The sequence below is a fragment of the Serratia sp. Ser99 genome (assembly GCF_024519545.1).
In the GTDB taxonomy this organism is placed as follows: domain Bacteria; phylum Pseudomonadota; class Gammaproteobacteria; order Enterobacterales; family Enterobacteriaceae; genus Serratia; species Serratia liquefaciens.
The window spans coordinates 116,946-138,314 of record NZ_JALJRT010000003.1; the positions used below are offsets into that span (position 1 = coordinate 116,946).

General features: G+C 55.3%; 22 protein-coding genes and 1 pseudogene. 16 read left to right on the top strand and 7 right to left on the bottom strand.

Translation table 11 applies throughout. The features are described 5' to 3' along the window. Positions 1-35: 35 nt before the first annotated feature. Positions 36-299, top strand: a complete 264-nt coding sequence (locus NR114_RS08250) for a hypothetical protein (protein WP_046374395.1) — start codon at positions 36-38, stop codon at positions 297-299. Here NR114_RS08250 and NR114_RS08255 read toward each other — a convergent pair. The 3 genes from NR114_RS08255 to NR114_RS08265 form a co-directional block, all read right to left on the bottom strand. Further along, the gene (locus NR114_RS08255; protein ID WP_187962336.1) at positions 287-838 is read right to left on the bottom strand and encodes a GNAT family N-acetyltransferase; all 552 of its coding nucleotides are present in this window, start codon (positions 836-838) and stop codon (positions 287-289) included. The two genes, NR114_RS08250 and NR114_RS08255, sit on opposite strands and share 13 nt — an antisense overlap. 101 nt (positions 839-939) lie before the next feature. Continuing rightward, positions 940-1,692: a DUF2076 domain-containing protein gene (locus tag NR114_RS08260; protein WP_116691201.1), complete on the bottom strand. Its 753-nt coding sequence runs from the start codon at positions 1,690-1,692 to the stop codon at positions 940-942. 126 nt (positions 1,693-1,818) lie between these two features. After that, positions 1,819-2,604, bottom strand: coding sequence for a helix-turn-helix transcriptional regulator (locus tag NR114_RS08265; protein WP_129982452.1), 786 nt, complete (start codon positions 2,602-2,604; stop codon positions 1,819-1,821). Positions 2,605-2,722: 118 nt separating this feature from the next. On the opposite strand from NR114_RS08265, the gene NR114_RS08270 reads away from it, so the two are divergent. After that, positions 2,723-3,493, top strand: a complete 771-nt coding sequence (locus NR114_RS08270; protein ID WP_046374392.1) for a class I SAM-dependent methyltransferase — start codon at positions 2,723-2,725, stop codon at positions 3,491-3,493. Between the two features lie 114 nt (positions 3,494-3,607). Here the strand turns inward: NR114_RS08270 and aqpZ are convergent, their stop codons facing one another. Beyond that, on the bottom strand, positions 3,608-4,303 hold the full coding sequence (aqpZ, locus tag NR114_RS08275; RefSeq protein ID WP_041414261.1) for an aquaporin Z: 696 nt from the start codon (positions 4,301-4,303) through the stop codon (positions 3,608-3,610). 447 nt (positions 4,304-4,750) lie between these two features. Between aqpZ and NR114_RS08280 the strand changes: the two genes are divergently transcribed. Beyond that, positions 4,751-6,115: an esterase-like activity of phytase family protein gene (locus NR114_RS08280; RefSeq protein WP_256824829.1), complete on the top strand. Its 1,365-nt coding sequence runs from the start codon at positions 4,751-4,753 to the stop codon at positions 6,113-6,115. A gap of 56 nt (positions 6,116-6,171) precedes the next feature. Here the strand turns inward: NR114_RS08280 and NR114_RS08285 are convergent. Further along, positions 6,172-7,347 (bottom strand): annotated as a pseudogene (locus tag NR114_RS08285) (low temperature requirement protein A). Positions 7,348-7,654: 307 nt separating this feature from the next. Here NR114_RS08285 and NR114_RS08290 point away from each other — a divergent pair. Beyond that, complete coding sequence (locus NR114_RS08290) at positions 7,655-7,939, top strand: DUF1471 domain-containing protein (RefSeq protein ID WP_020825418.1); 285 nt, start codon at positions 7,655-7,657, stop codon at positions 7,937-7,939. A gap of 239 nt (positions 7,940-8,178) precedes the next feature. Next, complete coding sequence (locus NR114_RS08295; RefSeq protein WP_020825419.1) at positions 8,179-8,736, top strand: class I SAM-dependent methyltransferase; 558 nt, start codon at positions 8,179-8,181, stop codon at positions 8,734-8,736. Here the strand turns inward: NR114_RS08295 and NR114_RS08300 are convergent. Beyond that, complete coding sequence (locus NR114_RS08300; protein ID WP_020825420.1) at positions 8,733-9,197, bottom strand: GNAT family N-acetyltransferase; 465 nt, start codon at positions 9,195-9,197, stop codon at positions 8,733-8,735. The genes NR114_RS08295 and NR114_RS08300 overlap by 4 nt on opposite strands. 216 nt (positions 9,198-9,413) lie before the next feature. On the opposite strand from NR114_RS08300, the gene NR114_RS08305 reads away from it, so the two are divergent. The 6 genes from NR114_RS08305 (at position 9,414) to NR114_RS08330 (ending at position 15,790) form a co-directional block, all read left to right on the top strand. After that, positions 9,414-10,529 (top strand): ABC transporter substrate-binding protein, encoded by a 1,116-nt coding sequence (locus NR114_RS08305; RefSeq protein ID WP_234528972.1) that lies wholly within the window; start codon positions 9,414-9,416, stop codon positions 10,527-10,529. After that, complete coding sequence (locus NR114_RS08310; RefSeq protein ID WP_234528971.1) at positions 10,522-12,651, top strand: TonB-dependent siderophore receptor; 2,130 nt, start codon at positions 10,522-10,524, stop codon at positions 12,649-12,651. The genes NR114_RS08305 and NR114_RS08310 overlap by 8 nt, the downstream gene beginning before the upstream one ends. 90 nt (positions 12,652-12,741) lie before the next feature. Continuing rightward, positions 12,742-13,260 (top strand): GNAT family N-acetyltransferase, encoded by a 519-nt coding sequence (locus NR114_RS08315; protein ID WP_234528970.1) that lies wholly within the window; start codon positions 12,742-12,744, stop codon positions 13,258-13,260. 115 nt (positions 13,261-13,375) lie between these two features. Beyond that, the gene (gene aroL / locus NR114_RS08320) at positions 13,376-13,900 is read left to right on the top strand and encodes a shikimate kinase AroL (RefSeq protein ID WP_020825424.1); all 525 of its coding nucleotides are present in this window, start codon (positions 13,376-13,378) and stop codon (positions 13,898-13,900) included. Positions 13,901-14,073: 173 nt separating this feature from the next. After that, on the top strand, positions 14,074-15,120 hold the full coding sequence (locus NR114_RS08325; RefSeq protein ID WP_048759653.1) for an aldo/keto reductase: 1,047 nt from the start codon (positions 14,074-14,076) through the stop codon (positions 15,118-15,120). A gap of 82 nt (positions 15,121-15,202) precedes the next feature. After that, positions 15,203-15,790, top strand: a complete 588-nt coding sequence (locus NR114_RS08330) for a TetR/AcrR family transcriptional regulator (RefSeq protein WP_048759651.1) — start codon at positions 15,203-15,205, stop codon at positions 15,788-15,790. On the opposite strand, the gene NR114_RS08335 is transcribed toward NR114_RS08330, so the two are convergent. After that, positions 15,747-16,505: an AraC family transcriptional regulator gene (locus NR114_RS08335; protein WP_230090209.1), complete on the bottom strand. Its 759-nt coding sequence runs from the start codon at positions 16,503-16,505 to the stop codon at positions 15,747-15,749. The two genes, NR114_RS08330 and NR114_RS08335, sit on opposite strands and share 44 nt — an antisense overlap. A gap of 101 nt (positions 16,506-16,606) precedes the next feature. Here NR114_RS08335 and NR114_RS08340 point away from each other — a divergent pair, with 101 nt between their 5' ends. From NR114_RS08340 to NR114_RS08360, 5 genes are all read left to right on the top strand, one after another. Continuing rightward, on the top strand, positions 16,607-17,011 hold the full coding sequence (locus NR114_RS08340; protein WP_048759648.1) for a nuclear transport factor 2 family protein: 405 nt from the start codon (positions 16,607-16,609) through the stop codon (positions 17,009-17,011). Between the two features lie 46 nt (positions 17,012-17,057). Then, complete coding sequence (locus tag NR114_RS08345) at positions 17,058-17,258, top strand: YaiA family protein (protein WP_020825429.1); 201 nt, start codon at positions 17,058-17,060, stop codon at positions 17,256-17,258. A gap of 611 nt (positions 17,259-17,869) precedes the next feature. Further along, positions 17,870-18,643: an IclR family transcriptional regulator gene (locus NR114_RS08350; protein ID WP_046374381.1), complete on the top strand. Its 774-nt coding sequence runs from the start codon at positions 17,870-17,872 to the stop codon at positions 18,641-18,643. A 199-nt stretch (positions 18,644-18,842) separates the two neighbouring features. Beyond that, positions 18,843-20,408 carry an OPT/YSL family transporter gene (locus NR114_RS08355; protein ID WP_115059889.1) on the top strand — a complete coding sequence of 522 codons (1,566 nt, stop codon included), beginning with the start codon at positions 18,843-18,845 and terminating at the stop codon, positions 20,406-20,408. A gap of 31 nt (positions 20,409-20,439) precedes the next feature. Continuing rightward, positions 20,440-21,369: a DUF1177 domain-containing protein gene (locus NR114_RS08360; RefSeq protein WP_046374380.1), complete on the top strand. Its 930-nt coding sequence runs from the start codon at positions 20,440-20,442 to the stop codon at positions 21,367-21,369.

Sequence of the window (21,369 nt, forward strand, 5' to 3'; positions counted from 1 at the left end):
AATATAGTGGAACGTTCAGCTAAAAAGGAGCGCGTATGGGGATCAGTGAAGAAGAGTACATCCGCCGTTTGAGTCAGGAGAAGAATGCGGTGGGAAATACGGCAAAATGGGTGGCGATTGTCTCCGCTATTTATTTCGCCCTTATGGTGTTTTACGGCCACCCGATCGGCGTGCTGACCATGTCCGGGCTAATTTTTATTGTCTCAACCACCACCTGGTTGAAGAAGCGCCAAAAGGTTAAGTCCTACCGTCGGGCGCTGGCGAAGATCAATGATGAACCGCCGGTTCAGCAGCCCTGATACTCACTGCGCGTAATGCTGTAAACCAGGCTTGGCGTATCGCCGGGCACGTCATCCAGAGTATCGACCACACGTAACCCCGCTTTTTCCAGCACGCGGCATGAGGCCAGATTTTTTTCGCGCACAATAGCCGAAATTTCTGTCAACCGCAGATGCTTGAAACCATACTCCAGCGAGGCCTGCGCCAACTCAGTGGCCAAGCCGCTGCCCCAAACCTGTGTATCAAAACGATAGCCCAAATTCACCGTGCGCTGTGCCCCTAGCGGCCGCCAGGACAACCCGCCAAAGCCAATGACCCATTCCGGCTGCTCACGCAGTGCAATTGCCCAGGAACCATAGCCGTGTTGCGCCCAATTTTCGATCCGCCCCGTCAGCGCCAATCGTGCCTGTTCTTCGCTGGCGATGGGGCCTGCGGGATTAAAACGCTGGGTGTCGGGATCGCCAAAAATGGCGTAAAAACGCGGCAAATCGTCGGCCACCGGCGGACGCATCAACAGGCGAGGGCTTGCATAGGGGGCGATAGGGTTCATCTTCGGCATAGCTTGTGTAACCTGCTGTGATTGGACAGGTTTAACTGTAGACCAGCGGTGCGGAAGAAGAAACAGAAACCCCCCTCTCCGGGTGGAAAGGGGGGGAAGGATCAGATAAACGAATCGTCGTCGCTGTAGTCGTCGTCGGCGAAATCGGTGTTATCGTCGTTTTGATAATCCGCGTTCTGGAAGCCGTTATCTTGGTTGAGGAAGCGGCTATCACCGCCGTTGTTAAAGGTATCGAGATTGTTGGACGCGTCGAAATTATTCATCGCGCTGTCATCCACCGGTGTTGCCGGCGTTTCATCGATAATATTAACAATTTCCTGTGGTTGTGAATGGCGGAACATACCGGTCAACATGTCGGCCAGCACCACACCGCCTGCCACGCCGGCGGCAGTCTGCAATGCCCCGCCGAGGAACCCGCCGGCACGTGAAGGTGCTGCCTGCTGCGGTTGGCTGTAGGCTGGTTGCTGCTGTTGAGCATAGCCCGCCTGCGGCTGGTTGTTCCATGCCGCGTTATTCTGCTGTTGCGCCTGATACTGCTCGCGCGGGCTTGGCGCGTTGCGATTACCGCCACCAAACAGCCCGGCCAGAAAGCCGCCGCTGCTTTGTTGGTTGGCGTTATTTTGCTGTTGCTGGGCAATCTGGCTCTCCAGATCCTTCACCCGCTGGTCGAGCTGCTTCAGCGCCGCTTCCTGAATGATCATCGCCTGAGCCATGTAATAAGGTGCGGAAGGCTGTTCGCGGATGTGTTGGTTGATTTGCTGCTCTGCCTGGAGATCCCTCTGGCCCGTCTTGGTCTCGGCTTCTTTCAAGCGGCCAAACAGACCATCGATAAGACGTTGTTCTTCGGATTGCATAGGATTACCTCTAGGAGATGAATAACGATACTGGATGATAGATATCATCGGTAACTGTCACCCTAGCGCGTTTAGATGAACCAATAAATAAATGGCAGGTAAACCTGTTTATGAATTTGTTACCCGTTACGTCAGAGGGATCAGCATCACCAGTTTCAGACCGCTATTTTCCGATGGATTAAACGTCAGTTGACGATAGCGCAACTCCCCGTGTTGCACATGAGAGAAGGTACGCTCGCCCCCCTCGCGTGCCAGTACGTCATGCTGTTTCCACCAGTGATGGAAGGCTTCGCTGTTGTGCGTCATGTTGCGCACGAAAGCGCGCATCTCTTCGGTATTTTGATGGTGGCTGGTTTCGGCACGAAACTCGGCGACCACGCGGCGTGCCCGTTCCTCCCAGTCGCTGACCAGCGTTTTGGCTAACGGGTGGAAAAACATAAAGTGCAGCAGATTGGGCGTAGCGGCTTGGCCCAGCCAACCACAGAACAGGCTTTCCGCCGCCGGGTTCCAGGCGACGATATTCCAGGTGATATCCAGCAGGTAGCAAGGCACCGTCACCTGGTTAACGCTTTGCAGCACCGCGCTGTTGTCGGCTTCGTGAGGCTGTTCCTGTTCGGGGTCTGCGACTCGCGCCAGGGTAAACAGGTAGTGGCGCTCGGCATGCCCTAACCGCAGTGCTTTGGCGATACGCGCCAGCGTATGCGGCGAGATGGATACCTCGCGGCCTTGCTCGATCCAGGTATACCAGGTGGCGCTGATACCGCTGATTTGCGCCAGCTCTTCACGGCGCAGTCCACTGGTGCGGCGGCGTGGTGCGGTGGGTAAACCCAGCATTTCCGGCGTGATGCGTTCACGGTGCGCACGCAGGAAAGCGCCGAGGGCTTTGGGGCCGGATAAGGCTTCAGATTGCATAGGCTGGTACCTTCTCATACTAGGATAACTGCTCATATTGTACCCGTATATTAAGCTGATTATAGTAATAAAAAAGCCATCCGGCACCGGCGCAAGCCAGACAAAAAAGGAAGCACATATGAGCAACAGCAACAGCCATAAAAATGCGGTCGACCGTCAATTTGGTGAGCAGGCCAGCGCCTATCTGACCAGCGCAGTTCATGCACAGGGGAAGGATCTGCAGCGACTGGCGCAGTTGCTGGAGCCTTATCCCGATGCCAGGCTGCTGGATCTGGGGTGTGGGGCCGGGCATGCCAGCTTTACCGCCGCAGCGAAAGTGGCTCAGGTTGTGGCCTACGATTTGTCGGCGCAAATGCTGGCGGTAGTGAGCCAGGCCGCGGTAGAGAAAGGTTTCAATAATATTCAGGTGCAGCAGGGCGTCGCGGAATCACTGCCGTTTGAGGACGCCAGCTTCGATCTGGTGATTAGCCGCTATTCGGCTCACCATTGGCATGATGTCGGCCAGGCGCTGCGCGAAGTGCGCCGGGTGTTGAAACCGGGCGGCAGAGCGATCTTTATGGATGTGGTCTCACCGGGGCATCCGCTGCTGGATATCTATCTGCAAACCGTTGAGGTGCTGCGTGACACTTCGCATGTCCGCAATTATGCGCCGGGTGAATGGTTGGGGTTACTGACTGAATCAGGGCTGCTGGTACGGGAAGTGACGTCGGACAGGTTATATCTGGAATTCAGCAGTTGGGTCGCACGTATGCGTACGCCGGAGCATTTCGTTACCGCGATCCGAGCGTTGCAACAGGGGGTTTCTGAAGAGGTACTGCAGCATTTTGCCATTCAGCCAGACGGCTCATTCACCAGCGATATTATGATGTTTGAGGCGGTCAGAGGATAAATAATTTCAGGGCAGCCTATATACCCTTTATCTTTACGATTACCGCGTGATTAGCGATAACCGGAAGTCCATTGGATATAGCGGCTGCCCTGACAGAACATTACCGGGTATAAATTACTTCTTGTCTTCCAACAGGCAGCGATAAATCAGGCCGCCGATAGCACCACCGACTAATGGCACCAGCCAGAATACCCAAAGCTGTTGCAATGCCCAGGTTCCCTGGAATATTGCTACACCGGTACTGCGTGCCGGGTTAACAGAAGTATTGGTTACCGGAATACTGATCAGGTGGATCAGCGTTAATGTCAAACCGATGGCCAGCGGAGCAAATCCTGCCGGTGCACGCTTATCGGTCACGCCATGAATAACGATCAGGAAGAATGCGGTCAATACCAATTCAATAACAATCGCGGATTGCAGAGAATAACCGCCCGGTGAGTGTTCACCGTAACCGTTGGAAGCAAAGCCGCCGCCGGTAGGATCAAAGCCTGCTTTGCCGCTGGCGATCAAATACAACACCGCCGCTGCAGCAATCCCGCCAATCACTTGAGCAATCACGTAGGGAATAACGTCTTTCGCGGCGAAGCGACCGCCGGCAAATAAACCTACGGTAACGGCCGGGTTAAAGTGCCCGCCAGAAATATGGCCAACGGCATAAGCCATAGTGACTACAGTCAGACCAAAAGCGAGTGCGACACCAAGAAAACCAATACCCAGTTGTGGGAATGCAGCTGCTAATACTGCGCTACCACAACCACCGAACACCAACCAAAATGTGCCAAAAAATTCGGCAAAAAGTCGCTTTGACATAGATTCCATCCCACGGAAAATACTAACGGGCGTTAGCACTAAAAACTATAGAACACCTTTTTAAATTAATGCAGGTTTCTATAAGTAATTTCTTAATGCACCTTGAGTAACAGCGGGTATTAAATCCCCGGGAATTAATTTTGTCTATGCGACTTCATCCCTATTCTTAGGTTTTTCGTGCGTTTGCTGTTTTTTTTATCGCTGTTATAAGAATTTACCCTAAGCTTAGCTGGTATAGGTATTTTTAGCGGAAAATAGCTATGGTTAAATTTGATTTTCTATCTGTTTTTTCCATTCGAATTGTCTGCGTTAATTGCTAATTCCTATTTGCCATATTTAATTATTGCTGCAATTCATAGCATTAGGTCCGTTTGTCATCAGGCTGTCATGTAAGACTAATACCTTAGCAAGCTGCCAACTCTACCCCCATAACACTGAGCCAACATCATGAAAATAAAATCAGTTTCGCTGTTAATCAGCGCGTTGTTCCCCCTGTTTTCTTATGCTGCCACCGACGTTGAAGTGGCGCGTTATATTGTCAGTTTTCCGGGGGGCGAGCATGTGAGTTATCAGGGAGCATTCGCCAAGAATTTCCCGCAAGGATTACCGGTGGGTATCGGATCGGGCCTGGTATTCAATGGGCGTGAGGGTAAGGACTTGCTGTTAACGACGTTGACCGATCGCGGCCCGAATGCCGACGCGCCTGCGGTAGGCGATCAGGAAGCGAAAATCTTCGCTAATCCGCAGTTTGTACCGTTGCTGATGGATATTCGTGTTGGCGACGGCAAGGCGGTCGCCAGCAACTTGCGCCCGCTGCATGACCAGCAAGGCCCTATCAGCGGATTACCGCTACCGGCGGGGGTGATTGGTTCAACCAATGAAGTGGCGCTGAGCGACACGTTGAAAACGTTGGAAAGCGATCGACGTGGGCTGGATACCGAAGGCATCACGCCGGACGGTCAAGGCGGCTATTGGCTGTGTGATGAATATGGTCCATTCCTGATCCATATCGACAATCAGGGCAAGATCCTCGCCAAATACGGCCCGACCCCGGATCAGGGGGAGCAAGCGGTGGCCAGCGGGTTACCGAATATCATCAAGTGGCGCCAGCCGAACCGGGGCTTCGAAGGGATCACTCGTTTGCCGGACGGCCGCATTCTGGCTGCGGTGCAGAGTACGCTCGACGTCGACGGCAAGAGTAAAAACAAGGCGCAGTTTACGCGGTTGGTCAGTTTTGATCCGGCCAGCGGCAAAACGGCCATGTACGGCTATCCGATCGATATCGACAGCTATAAAAAAGCCAAAGACGCCAAGGTGGGTGACATCGTGGCGGTGGACAACCAACATATCCTGCTGGTTGAGCAGGGCAGCGATAAAGACAAGCAGATGATCAATAAGATCTATCTGGTCGATCTCAGCCAGGCGAGCGATCTGACGGCTTTCGAAGGTAAAGGAAAGGCGCTAGAGTTTGACGATGCCAAAGATCTCGCCAAGCGCGGCGTGAAGCTGGCGCAGAAACGTGAAGTGGTGGATCTGCGTAAATTGGGTTGGCAACAAGAGAAGGTAGAGGGCCTGTCGCTAATTGACGATCGCACCCTGGCGGTGATTAACGATAACGATTTTGGCCTGCAGGCCAAGCTGGTGGAGGCACAGCCCAAGGCCAAGAAAATCGGCGATTATCAGCTGGATAAACAGGGCAGCCTGAGCCTGGACGGCAAAGCGGTATCCACCCGTATCGAGCTGCAACCGCTGGAGAAACCGGAATCGCTTAGCGAGCTGTGGGTACTGACGTTGCCGCAACCGCTGAAGTAAATAAGGCAACAGGGGGCGACGTCTCAATAGCGCGCTGCCCCCTGTTTTCTGGTTTATCAGTGAACGCCGCCGGCCTGCGGCGTTCTGCCGCGTGAAATACTCTCCCACACTGCGACGGCCACCATAATCAGCGTGGTCAGGCCATTCACCATCAGTAAATCGGTGAGGTAGGCTATCGGCGCCAATACCGCCAAAGCGATCAATCCCACCAGGTGCGAAAGCGGGAACCGACGATACACCAACCGCTTGTAAAGTGCGTTGGCGAGCAGGTAAATCGCCGGGCCCAGCAGCAGCACTGCTGCCGTCACATTGTCGATATGGCCGTCAGGGTGGGCGATCACCAGTTCATTGGCAACGGCGCAGACGATGATCGCGCCAACCAGCACCACGTGTACGTAATGGAAGTTAGCGCCCAGTTGGCCGGGGTTTTCCGCCTGGCTGATAGCATGGCTGCCGGCTTTGCTGCTGGTATCAAAATAGACCCACCACATCGCCAGGCTGCCGAGAAACGCCACCAGTGAGGCAATCAGCACCGGCGCGCTCCAGGACTCCATTTCGCTGAGGGTCTAACCGGTAATCAGAATGGTTTCCCCCAGCGCTACGATCACGAATAGTTGGCAGCGTTCCGCCAGATGATGGCCTTCGATAGTCCATTCGCTGCTGCTGTCGGAGCGACCCAGCACCGGTAAGCGGAAGCCGAACATCGGCGAAACGTATTCGCACAATACGGCCAGGGCCCACAGCACCAGTCGGTTATGACCTTCCGCCAGGCCGCCAAGGATCCAGAACACCGCTGAAATACACATCCAGCCAAGAATACGGCGGAAGTTTTGTTTCAGTGGATGGCCGGCGGGCAGCAGGTTCAGCACCACGCACGATCTGCCCACCTGGATCGCCACGTAAAACAGCGCAAAAGTCAGCCCGCGTTCGCCAAAGGCCTGTGGCAGAGCAGAAGAAGCGAACAGGCCCAACAACATGATGCCAAACAGCAGAATACGGATAGGACGGGTATCCGGGTTAAACCAGTTGGTGACCCAGGCGGTGTATTGCCAGGCCAGCCAAACGGCGAACCATAGCAGCAGCGTTTCCACCGCGCCGGTCAGCGTCAGATGGTGCAGCAGGTAGTGGGAAAGTTGGGTAACGGCAAAAACGTAAATCAGATCGAACAACAGTTCCGAAAACGAAACCGAAGCACCATGACCATCACGAACACGCAGTAAGGTTTGCGACATAGGGAGTCCTTCCATAATGATAACCTTCAGAAATAGCGTAGTTCAGTCGCGGTTGCGGGGAGAAGAATCTTAAAAGGGGCGGTTTTTATATTCCTTGGCCAAACGGACTTTAAATTGTCATCTGTCAGGGGTAGAGTGACGGTATAGACCCGCTTTGTCCTGCCAGAGACATACCTGCACGTACTTCCTCCTTATTTTCATCACAATGATTGATGTTCTTTACATTGGATTACGTCTGCTTTCATTGCCTGGTAGATAATTAACTCCACTGATACGAGAAAATAAACAAAAACATCTGGAGTTCATTATGAAACTATTACCTGGCATCGCAGCAGTTCTTTTGGCAGCCGCTTCATTCTCTTCCTTTGCAGCGCCGCTGTCATCGGTAAAACAGATCAATACAGAGCAGGCCAGCGGTATGCAAAGCCTTGGCGTAGTGTCGGTTTCCGGCGTTAGCGGTTCTCCGGGCGATGCGGTTCACGCACTGAAAGAAAAAGCTCAGGCGGACGGCGCCAGCAGCATTCGTATTATCGGGTTGGACACCCCGGGGGATTCCAGCAACTGGCGCGGTAATGCGGAAATATACCGTTAATCGTCTGCAGTAAATAAAATTCGGCCACTGTAACAGGTGGCCGATAAAATAAACGGGTGTGGATAATAATCTGACCGGTAATGCAATTTCTTGATTACCTGACGATGATGTCCACACCCTTTTTTATCTGCGCTCGGTTGCATTTTATTACAACTGTGTCGGCGGTTTTAGGAAACATGTTAATGAATACTTAAGGAATTGGGGTCAGATTGGTGACTACTCAACCTAAGGAGGCCCCAATGTTAAACGCGACACGGCTGCAACTGAAAAACCACTTTTCCTACCTCCAGCAGTTTATGGCTTCGCCGCGCACCATTGGTACGCTGGCACCTTCCTCCCCCTGGCTATGTCAGGCGATGTTGAATCAGGTTGAATGGACCGGGGCGCTGTCGATCGCCGAACTGGGCGCGGCGGACGGCGTGCTGACCAAGCGGATATTAGGCCGGATGCGTGCAGATGCTTCGCTCGAGGCCTTTGAAATCCAATCTCATTTTGTTCATCAGCTGCGGAAAATTGACGATCGTCGTCTGCAGGTGATGGATCGCTCGGCTGAAGAGATGGCCGGCGATTATGACGTGGTGTTCTCTTGCCTGCCGTTGCTGTCGATCCCGCTAAAAATCAGCATGCGTATTTTGCAGCAGGCCCAGCAGCGTTTGCTCGCGCGCAACGGTACTTTGGTGCTGTTTCAGTACAGCCACCTGTCGGAAAAGCTGCTGTCCCGCTATTTTCACTGGAAGCGGCTGCGGGTGGTGCGCAACTTCCCGCCGGCGTTGGTTTACATTTGCACGCCGCGTTAGCCCAGCTTTTTTTCCATCACCACCACTTCGCCATCATATTGCCGTCGGCGTTCGATGGTCTGCCAGCCCCAACCCGCATACAGCGCCTCGGATTTATCGGTGATCAGGTGCAATACGGGGTGATTGCGCTGGCGTGCCAACAACACGATGGCTGCCTCCAGCCGTTGCGCAATGCCCTGGCGACGGTGATCCGGGTGGACGAATACGCCGGCCAGCCAGGGAGAAAGGTCCATCCGATGATGATCGTCGCTCGGCCACAGGCTGGCCATGCCCAGCGGGCGTTCGTCCTCGATCGCCAGCAGGGTGGTGTAATCTTCGCTCGGCTGCGCGCACTGGGCAAAGCGTTGGCGCGTGCGTTCCAGTGAACCGCCGCGTTGCGAACCCCATTGACCAAACGCCCATGCGGCGCAAACGTCGCTGAACTGTGGGCACTCCGCCAATGGAATAATACGTTGGGTCATCTCGGTACCTCCTGAATTATCTGCAATCTGGCTTGCCACAGATCGCATTATCGACCGATTTTTTAACTTTATAAAACGGCATTTACAGCGATTTTTCACGTATCAGCGCCGAAATAGCGTGATTCAGCGGATTTAACCGATCCGCCAAGCGTTGTGATTGAAAGTGTTAATGAGAGTGATTATCATGCGCGCATATTTTACCGATCCGGCTTACCCATGCGCAATTCCCTCATGTTACTGCTGTTTTCCTTGCTGCTTGGCGTTTTTAACGTTCAGGCGAAAATGGTCACCGACATCACTGGTCGCCAGGTTGAGGTGCCGGATAATCCGCAGCGCATCGTGGTTGGCGAAAGCCGCATGCTGTATACCCTGGCGTTGCTGGAGCCGGGTAATCCTGCGCAACGAATTGTCGGCTGGCCGGAAGACATGGCGCGTTTCGATGCGCAAAGCTGGCAGCTGTATACGCAGAAATTTCCTCAGATCAAAGCCATACCCTCTATCAGCAAGGGTAACTTTCGCCAGGTTAACATTGAAAATCTGATCCAGTTGAAACCGGATCTGGTGATCCTTGCCCGCTATGCGAAGGAGGAGGGCGACAGCGATTTGCTGCTAACGGCGCTGAGTAAGGTGGGTATTGCCGTTATCTACGTCGATTTACGGGTCGACTTGCTGCATAACACCGTACCCAGCGTTCGACTGCTGGGTGAGGTGCTCAACCGTCAGCAGCGTGCGGAGCAGTTTATCGACTTCTACCAGCAGCATATGGGGGTGATCCAGCAGCGCCTGGCTGGCTATCGGGGGCCAAAGCCCAAGGTCATGCTGCATTTGCACCTCGGGCGGCGTGAAACCTGCTGCACCACCGCGGCTCATGGCAATCTCGGCGATCTGCTGGCCTTTGCCGGCGGCGACAATATCGCCAGCGCCAGTATCAAAGGGGTTTATGGCGAACTGAACCCCGAAACCATTCTGACCGCCAATCCTGATATTTACATTGCCACCGGCATGGCCGGTCCACAGGGTAAGCGCTTTTCCGATTTGCGTCTGGGGCCGCTGGTTACCCAGCAGGAAGCGGATGAAAGCTTCCGTCAGATCATGCAAAAACAGTCGATGCTCGCCAACCTGAAAGCGATAAAAAATCATCAGGCCTGGAGTATCTGGCACAACTTCTATCTCAGCCCGTACCACGTCGTGGCGGTCGAAATGTTCGCCAAAGCGTTTTACCCGGATCTGTTTGCTGACATCAACCCGCAACAGACCTTTAAGCAACTCTATCAACAATTTTTGCCGTTACCTTTTTCAGGGACCTATTGGAGTCAGTTACAAAATGAATAATACCCAGCGCGGCTGGTGGTGCGCACTGCCTCTGGCGGCCTGTGCTTCTGCTCCGGCGATCGGCGCCGACAAAACCGCCGAAAAAGAACCAGGGGAAACCCTGGTGGTGGTCGGCCAGGCCTCTGCGAAGGGCGTGCAAAGTTATCAGCCGCTGACCAGCGTGACCGGCACCCGAACTGAGACCAGCCTGCTGAACGTGCCGCAGGCAATCGACGTGGTGCCGCAGCAGGTGCTTACCGATCAGGCGGTCAGCAGCCTGGATGAAGCGCTGTATAACGTCAGTGGCATTACCCAGGCGAACACCTTGGGCGGTACCCAGGACGCGGTGATGAAGCGCGGTTTTGGTGATAACCGCGACGGCTCCATTTTGCGTGACGGCGTGCGTTCGGTGCAGGCGCGTAATTTTACCCCGACCACTGAGCGGGTTGAGGTGCTGAAAGGCCCGGCTTCGATGCTTTACGGCATGGGGGAACCGGGGGGGATGATCAACATGATCACCAAAAAGCCGCAGCTGCAGCAGCGCACCCATGTGGAAGGCTGGGGCAGCAGCTTCAAGGGCGGCGGTGGTCAGTTGGACGTCACCGGTCCGCTTGGTACCTCCGGGTTCGCCTACCGGATGATTGTCGATCACGATGAAACCGATTACTGGCGTAACTTTGGCCGTAACCGCCAAACGGTGATTGCGCCGTCGCTGATGTGGTACGGCGAGAGCACCACGGTACGCGTTGCCTACGAACATATGGAATATCTGGTGCCGTTTGACCGCGGCACCATCATTGATTCACGCACCGGCAAGCCGGTAAATACGCCGCGCGACCGCCGTTTCGACGAAAGTTATAACGCCACGCGGGGCGATCAGGACAGCGTCACCCTGCAGGTTGATCAGATCCTGAATGAAAGCTGGAAAAGCTCTCTGACCTACGCCTATAGCCGTAACAGTTACAGTGACAATCAGGCGCGCGCGCTGGCTTTGGATCCTGAAACTGGCGTGCTGTCGCGCCAGGCCGACTCCACCGCCCATGCTGTCAGCCATGCCAACGCGGTACAGCTGACGCTCAACGGTGACGTTGACTGGGGCAGTATCAACCACCAGATGCTGTTTGGCTTTGATTTTGAAGATAACCGTACCTACCGCGGCGATATGATCCGTGGCAAGAGGAACAGCGATTTCAATATCTATGATCCGGTGTATGGCCTGATGCCAACCTCGAACGCCGTCAGTGCCAAAGACAGCGATCAGCGTGAAAACCTCACCAGTTACGGCTGGTTTATGCAGGATTCCGTTCAATTGACCGATAAATGGTTGGTGATGGGCGGGCTGCGTTATGACGCTTTTGACGTTTTTGCCGGTAAAGGGCGGCCGTTTGTCACCAACACCGACAGCTCCGACGGCAAATTGGTGCCGCGCGCCGGGGTGGTCTACAAACTGACGCCCTATGTGTCGCTGTACAGCAGTTACACCGAGTCTTTCAAGCCAAACTCGTCCATTGCCAGCCAGATTGGCTCATTGCCGCCGGAACAGGGTAAGGCCTGGGAAGTCGGCAGCAAGGTCGAATTGCCCAACGGCGTTACCGGGACCCTGGCGTTGTTCGACATCACTAAGCGTAACGTGATGGTCAGCGAACTGGTTGATGGTGAAACCGTCACCCGAACCGCCGGACGCGTACGCTCGCAGGGCGTGGAGTTGGATGTTGCCGGCAACATCACTGATTCGTTAAGCATGATCGGCTCTTACGCATACACCGACGCGCGTGTGGTTGATGACCCGGACAACAAGGGTAAGGAGATGACCAACGTGGCGCGCCATACCGCCTCGCTGTTCCTGACGCAGGATCTGGGTTCCCCAGGGCTGTATAGCGGCGACAACGTACGTATTGGTGCAGGGGCGCGTTATGTTGGCCGTCGTCCAGGCGACGCCGCCAACAGTTTCAGTCTTGATAATTACACCGTTGCCGATGCCTTCGCCGCTTACACCATGCCGGTGCAGGGTTATCGGGTGAAGTGGCAATTGAACGTGAAGAATCTGTTCGACAAAACCTATTACCCTTCCAGCGGCGGCAATTTGCGCGTGGCGGTAGGGGAACCGCGAGAAGTGGTGCTGCGCGCCAGTGTCGACTTCTGATTTTTCGTACAGGAATACGTCCCGGCGAGCAGGTATCTGCCGTCGGGGAAATCTGGTTAAATAGCCGGCCCCGTTGTTAAGGAGAACCCGATGAGCCTGCAAATCCGTTTGGCGCAGCCGCAGGATATCGCTCAACTGATAGCCGTTGAGCGCTCGGCGGCGCAGCTGTTTCATCAACAACCGGCCTGGCGTTTTATCGCTGAAGGTCCGGTGATGAGCGCAGAGCAGCATGCTGATTTTATTCAGCGACAGCATGAATGGCTGGCGGAAGGTGCGGCGGGGGAGGTCGCCGGCTTTATCGTCGTCGTGCCGCAACAGCAGGATTGGCATATCGCCGAACTGTCTGTGGCTGCCAACTGGCAACGTCAGGGCATCGGGCGCCACCTGCTCGTTGAGGTTGCGGCACAGGCCGCGTTATCGGGCGCGCAGCGCCTGACGCTAACCACTTTTATTGACGTGCCCTGGAATGCGCCTTATTACCGGCGTCTGGGGTTCAGTCCGATAGCCGCCGAACGGCTCAGCCCGTCGTTGAGGGCAAGGTTGGCGGAAGAGGTGGCGCAGGGTTTTGCCGCAGGCAGCCGCTGTGCCATGGAATTTACACTATCGTAAATATTGAAATACAGGCTGATGGCGGTATGATGCAGCAACTACGCCATCGCACGATCTGCACGCTGGATTCTGGCGTGCTAACGCATTCAAGTCACCGTATAAGGGACAACCCGTAATGACACAAACCATTTTCATGGTGGGCGCGCGCGGCGCCGGTAAAACCACGGTGGGCAGTGCACTGGCGTTGGCGCTGGGCTATCAATTCACCGATACCGATCTGTTTATGCAACAGACCACGCAAATGAGCGTGGCGGAAATGGTCGCAAATGAAGGCTGGCTGGGATTTCGCCGCCGTGAAAGCATTGCTCTGCAAACCGTCACCCAACCGTCAACTGTAGTTGCCACCGGCGGCGGGGCGATCCTGGCGGAAGAGAACCGTCAATTTATGCGTCAGCACGGCACCGTCATTTATCTGCGCTCACCGGCCGAGGTGTTGGCGCAGCGGCTGGAAGAGTACCCGCAAGACGCGCAACGCCCCACGTTGACCGGTCGTCCGATCGCTGAGGAGATGCTGGAAGTGCTGGCCGCACGCGAGGCCTTGTATCAGGAGACCGCGCACTACGTGATGGACGGCACCGGTAACCCACAGCAGGTGGTTGAAAAGATCCTCGCCGTACTGCAATTGGAAACGGTAAAGTAATCCCCTCTGACATTTTCGGGCACCGCGCTGCGTGCCCGATCTCTTCGTATCTTCCCTTGGTTTTTGCCTTCGCCGCAGATTGCGCTTGCTTTTATAAATGATGAGTGACATATATAAAATAATGATGACCATCATCTATTTTGATAAATGCAACGTAATCGTGAGGTTTTACCATGAAATACACCACCTTTGGCCGCAATACCGGCCTGCGCGTTTCTGAACTGGCATTAGGAACCGGCAACTTTGGCACCGGCTGGGGCTACGGTTCGGAAAAAGAACAGGCCAAACAGGTTTTTGATCGTTATGTCGACGCCGGCGGCAACTTTATCGACACGGCTGATACTTACCAATTCGGCCAGTCAGAACAGATGGTAGGGGATTTCATCGCCGCCGAACGCGACCGTTTCGTGGTCGCCACTAAATACACCTTGGGTGCTGCGCCGGACGCGGGTATTGCCTATACCGGCAACAGCCGCAAAAACATGATTGCCTCGGTAGAGAACAGCCTGAAGCGGCTGAAAACCGATCGTATCGATCTGCTGTGGGCGCATTTTTCCGACAACCTGACGCCGCTTGAAGAGATCGTTCGCAGTTTTGACGATCTGATCCGCGCCGGCAAGATCCAATATGCCGGGTTGTCCAACTTCCCAGCCTGGCGCATTGCCCGCGCAGATACGCTGGCAGAATTGCGTGGCTGGGCGCGCATTGCAGGTATACAGGTGGAATACAGCCTGGTAGAGCGGACCGCAGAACGTGAATTGCTGCCGATGGCCGAAGCGCTGGGGATGGCCGCCACCCTGTGGTCGCCGCTGGGCGGTGGTTTGTTGACCGGGAAGTATCGCCATAGCGATGCTGGTCGATTGAGTGAGTTGGGGCGCCTGGTGCATCGCGAAAAAGACACCGCGTTGCTGGATGAAGTGCTGGCGATTGCGCAAGAACACCAGGCCCTGCCGACCCACGTTGCTATCGCCTGGCTGCGCAACAGGGCTGCGCATTCCAGCACCAGTCTGATCCCTATTCTGGGTTCGCGCACGCTGGACCAGTTAGAGGATACGCTGGCGGCGCTTGATTTGACGTTGGACGAGCAGCAGATGGCGCGTCTGGATCGGGTCAGCGCGATTGAACCGGGCACGCCTCATCGGCAGATTGCCGACACGCTGGCGCGTGCGCAGGGCGGTGACAGTTCCCGCTTTGCCGCGCCGCGTACCCCGCGCGCCTGACTCTTTGGATGAAAGGCATCATCTATTGAGCGCTGTCGGTGGATAGCCTAAGATGATGCCTGATTGATAAGGAGAAAACGCCATGGCACGGGTTTCAAAGCAGCAGATGGAGCGCAATCGCGAGGCGATTGAGCAGGTGTCTTCACAGCTTTTTCGCGAACGCGGCCTGAATGGCGTCAGCGTTAACGATCTGATGGCGGCCGTGGGGCTGACGCACGGTGGCTTCTATGGCCATTTTGCTTCCAAGGACGAACTGGCGGCGGTGGCCAGCCGCAGGGCGGCAGAGGAATCCGCTCAGCGCTGGGAAGCCGCCAGCCGCCAGCCCGACCAGCACAATTTACAGACTCTGGTTGACGCCTATCTGAACGTCAGGCACCGCGACTGCCCGGGCGAAGGCTGCATGGTTGCCGCTCTGGCCGGTGACGTGGCGCGCGAAGAGGCGGATAAACCCGTGCATCAGGCTTACCTGAGCGGTGTGAAAGCCATGTTGGCGCGGCTGGAGTCGCTTTCGCCAGATGAACAACAACCCCAACGACAACAGCAGGCGCTGGTGCAGATGGCGATGCTGGTGGGGGCACTGACGTTGGCAAGGGCAACGCAGGGCGATGCGCTGTCAGAACAGTTTCTTAACGCGACGCGTCAGGCGCTGTTACCGGCTGAGGCTGACTAAAATACAGCCCCGGCGTGGTGCCAAAACGCTGACGGAAGGCGGCAATATAGGCGCTGACATTGTCATAACCGTATTCGCCGGCGATGCGACCGACCGATTCACCACGCGATAACGGCTCCAGCGAGCGAATCACCCGTGCTTGCTGGCGCCAACGGGCGAAGGTCACACCGGTTTCGCTGATAAAACGGCGGCTGAGGGTGCGTACGCTCACCCCGGCCCAGGCGGCCCAGTCACTCTGGGTACGCGCGCTGGCGGGTTCATTCAGCAGGGCGCGGGCGATTTTCAACAACCTGGCGTCCTGCGGTAGCGGTAACTGCAGCGGTACGCTCTCTTCCACAGAAATCTCATCCAACAAGACCCGCAATAGGCGTTGTTGCGCCGGATCCAGCTCTTGTCCGGCAAAAGGAGCAATACGTTCCATTAACGCCTGAATCAAAGCGGAGGCAGGGCTCAGATGCGGCTGCGCCGGCAGCGTCGCACAGTAGGACTCCGGCAGATACAGACTCCAGCCGACGACGTTGCCGCATGCCAGTGCCTGGTGCGCACAGTTGGGTGGCAGCCAGCCGATACTGCCGGCGGTCATTGCCCATTGGCGCTCCCGGGTTTCCAACGCCATCATGCCATGGGTCAACAGGTAGATCTGTCCGCTGGCATGCTGGTGCCAGGGCGTCAGGTGTTTTTTCTCATGCCAAAGTCGCTGGCTCTGCAGGATCATAATGATTGGCCGATTTGCAGTATTAAAAGTCCGAGTGTGGTTATTATGCCATGCCTTGTTCGTTTTATGATCTCCGCGTCATTCACTTCTGGAGATCAACCATGACCCCGAAAACCCCCACAGCCCTGGTGCTCGATGCCTTGCAAAAGGTTGTCGCCGCCCCGCAACATCAGCCGACGCTGATCGCTGAGTTTTTCAGTGCGGATTACCGTCAACAGGTGGACGGCAAGACGCTGGACTACATGCAGTTTGTGCAACACATGGCGTTGCTCAAGCAGTTGACTCGCAGTATGACGCTGGAGATGGTCGCCATTGCCGGACAGGACGATTCGGTGTTGACGCATCATAGGGTGCGGGTGGAAAAGCGCGATGGCAGCCTTAGTCTGGTTAAGGTGCTGGCGCATTTCACCGTACGTGACGGCAAAATCTGCGCCTGCGATGAACTGACGCAACTGCTGGAAGGCGATCACGCCGATCGCGATCTGGGGTCACGCATGTCGGTATAAATCGCGCTGCTATACTTAATCCTGTGGAATCACACGGGAGATCAACATGCGCGAAAATAACCGACCAGGCTATCCGAGAACCGCCCGAGTGGTCGCCGTTGACCGGGGCGATCCCAGCTTGCATATGCACCGTTTCGAGGTGCGCACCGACGATATAGAACCCAACACGCTGCTCAGCGAGCATGCAACCGAGCAGGAAGCGTTGGATGCCAAGCACCGCTATGAGGATCCTGCGTTGGAAGACTAATCGTTATCCCTCAGAAACCGGCGTAAAGCCGGTTTCTTGTTTTTACCGCTATAGCCTCTGTTTTCCAGTCTTTTATTGATCATCATTTGTGTGATTTTTATCGCGCTCATTGGGTGTTTCACTTCTGGGAAAAGAGATGTCCAATTCCGAGTTACAGGCGTTGTTTCAACGCCATATGCTGATGTTGTTGCAGCAGGCGTAGTCGTCTCAACCGCCTCAACCGTTTTAAACGTTATCCCAAAGACGCGCTTCGCCTTTGCCTACGCCGCCGGGCGACACTTTACATAACGGCGTGGTGGAATTAACTGTGCCGATCGATTTCAGTCTGCATAACGCTCGCTTCTGATTCTGGGGTGGCAAAGCGTATTTTGTTTGCTCAGGTGAATGGCGTTTTCAGCAGCTTGTGCTGATATTTTCCCCTGCTTAAGTAGATGTGCAAATTAATTTTCGACATGACTTTGGCGATCTGTTCGCTATTTTATTTTCAAAAGCATCATTCTCTTTAATTTTCCACAGCGTAAAAAATAAACTGCTTGACGATAAGTTGTGCGAGTTTTAGTTTCTAATTATCGAACAGGAACTAAGTTCCATATAGTGGAACAAGGCGTGCCATGACAACCCTGGAAAATGCCGCAGCGGTATTAAAGTTATTTTCACAACAACGAATGATGCACGGGCAACCCGGTATTTCATTCAGCGATGTGGTGAACCAACTGGCGCTGCCGAAAAGTACCGTATCGCGCCTGCTGCAGACCATGGAAACACAGGGCATGCTGGAGCGCGATCCCGACAGCAAGCTGTATAAAATCGGTCGCTTGCTGTTATCGGTTTCCAGCCATTATTTGTCGACGCCGCTGGTGGACAGCGTGGCGGCCAGCATGGTGCAGCTCAGTCAACTGACTTGCTGCACGGGTTATGTTTCGGTCCTCGAGGGGCAGGAGATCATGGTGATGCGCATGTTCCCGGGCCGCCACTTCCTCCAGGTAGTGACGCCGGCGGGCAGCCGTTCACCGGCGGCGGAAACGTCGGTGGGCAGGGCAATTTTAGCGCGTGACAGCGATGAACAGGCTATTGCGCGTTATGCCGCGGGTTACCACGTGGCTTCGCCCAATGCCCCGCAATCGCCGGATGCGTTGTTGAGCAAGCTGGCGCAAATTCGGCGGCAGGGTTGGTCCCTGGCGCGTAACGAAACCTTGCAGGGGATCAGTTCGCTGGCGACGGCTGTGACCAATAAACACCGCAATGAGACGGTGGGGCTCTGTTTATCCTTTGCCACCCAAGCGGACGAACAACCGTTTTCTCCTGCCGTATTAGAAGCGTTGATGACGGTATCTCGGCAATTAGCGGAAAAGTTCGGTGATGATTATTGGCAACAGATCAAATAACGCATCGAAATAGTTCTGCTAGCACGGAGTAATTAATGAAAGCCAACACCAGGGAATTCGTTAGTTATTTCACTTAAGGTTACGGGTCAAAAAATTATTAATTCAAATCGTAGTTCCAAATACCGGAACTACGACGGCAGCCTGACGCCGAAAAATGACCTTTGCCATGCGCCAGCGAATATTCAGGGAAATTGACTCTATGAAATCCAATACCACCATAAATCCGTTGAAAGATATCGGTACGCTGCTGGTGATGGTGATTCTGTCCATCGTTGGGGCGATCATCGGTGTGCAGCTAATCACTACGTTGGGCGTGACCCCCAATACGTCGATCATCGGGGCGCTGTTCGCGATGCTATTGGCGCGCATTCCGCTGCAGATGTTCCAGCGTTATCGATCGGTACATACGCAAAACCTGGCGCAAACGGTGATTTCCTCCGCCACCTTTGGCGCTGCCAATTCATTGCTGATGCCAATTGCCGTGCCTTATGTGATGGGGCAGCCGCAGCTGATCCTGCCGATGTTTTGCGGTGTGGCCGTGGCAATGTTGCTTGACGCCTACCTGCTGTATCGCATGTTTGACACCAAAATCTTTCCTGCCGCCAACGCCTGGCCGCCTGGTGTTGCGGCGGCGGAAGCCATCAAGGCCGGCGATCGAGGGGGCAAACAGGCCTGGTTGCTGGTGGTGGGCGTGGCGGTGGGGATCGCCGGGTCGATGCTTAAAATCCCGATGGCGGCCTTCGGTACCGCATTTATCGGCAATATTTGGGCTTTAGGGATGTTTGGCGTCGGCCTGCTGCTGCGCGCCTACGCAGAACCTATGGCGGGTTTCGACATCAATGCGCATTTTATTCCTCATGGGGTAATGGTTGGCGCCGGAATGGTGGCGTTGATCCAGGTGGTGCAGGTGATTCGTAGCAAAAACGTCGACGCCGCCGGTTACAGCCAGGCAGATAGCGAAGTCAGCAAGGCGCTGGGGCTGGGAGCCGTTGGCTATATCGTTATCGCTGCGTTGCTGGCGTTGGCCGGCGGGCTGTATAGCGAGATGTCGCTGACCATGCTGGTGTTGTTTGTGATTTACGCTGCATTTGCTGCCTTTGTGCATGAGTTGATCGTCGGTATCGCCGCCATGCACTCTGGCTGGTTCCCGGCCTTTGCGGTGGCGCTGATCACCCTGATTATCGGTATTTTGATTGGTTTTCCGCCGGTGGCACTGTGCGTGCTGACCGGGTTTACTGCCGCCACTGGCCCGGCGTTTGCCGACATGGGGTTTGATCTGAAAGCCGGCTTTATTCTGCGCGGCTACGGCAAAGATTTGCAGCAGGAGCTGTTGGGGCGTCGCATTCAACTGTTTGCCGCCTTGATCGCCTTTGTTATTGCCATCCCGGTGGTGTACTTCGCTTACAGCAGCTACTTCCTGCAGGACCTGATCCCACCGGTAGCGCGGGTGTACGCCAAAACCATCGAGGCGGGCGCTCAGCCGGGCATTGCCTTCAGCTTGCTGATCTGGGCCATTCCCGGGGCCATCGTGCAGCTGATTGGCGGGCCCAAACGCCAGCTCGGCGTGCTGTTAGCTACGGGCCTGCTGATCAACAACGCGTTGGCGGGGTGGGCGGTGCTCCTTGGCATTGCGCTGCGCATCCTGATTATCCGTCGCTGGGGCGACAAGGGCCGCACGCCGATGGAGATCATGGCGGCCGGTTTTATTGCCGGTGACGCGTTGTACAACTTTTTCAATTCGATTTTTTCCAGCAAAGGGAAATAACCCCCCGGTTAAATTGTGAGGTCAGCCGATTATGAGTTTGCAACAAACGCTGCAGGTTTTTGAATTAATAGATAATGCCTACGTGAGCGGTCAGGACGTCGTCGATCTGTTTGCGTCTTATCCCGGCATCCGGGCCAGTACGTTGCGTGCCAGCGGACCGAAAGGCGCCACCGATTTCGTGCGCATCGATATCCCCGGCAGCGCCGGTAAAAACCAGGGTGGGGATGCGCCAACCCTGGGCATTGTCGGCCGGTTGGGCGGCATCGGTGCGCGGCCTACGCGCATCGGCTTGGTGTCCGACGGCGACGGGGCAATTGCCGCGATTGCCAGCGCGTTGAAGCTGGCAGAAATGCAGCGCAAAGGGGACGTGTTGCCGGGGGATGTCATTATCACCACCCATATTTGCCCTGACGCGCCAACCCGCCCGCACGATCCGGTCGATTTTATGGATTCGCCGATCGACGACGTGACGATGAACGACAATGAAGTGGTGGCGGAAGCCGATGCAATCTTGTCTATCGACACTACCAAAGGCAACCGCATCATCAATCACAAAGGTTACGCGTTGTCGCCGACGGTGAAAGAAGGCTACATCCTGCGGGTGGCGGAAGACTTGCTGCGGATTATGGAGATGACCAGCGGTCGTCCGGCGGTGACGTTCCCGATCACCACGCAGGACATTACGCCGTACGGCAATGGGGTGCATCACCTGAACAGTATTCTGCAACCTTCCACCGCGACTTCTGCGCCGGTGGTTGGCGTAGCGATCTGTACCGAGTCGGTGGTGCCGGGCTGCGGTACCGGTGCCAGCCATGAAGTGGATATTGCGCTGACCGTGAAGTTCGCGGTGGAAGTGGCGAAAGAGTTCGGGCGCGGTACCTGCCAGTTTTACCAGGCCGATGAATACGCGCAGCTTCTGGCGTTGTACGGCAGCCTCAGCCACCTGCAAAAAAGGAAATAA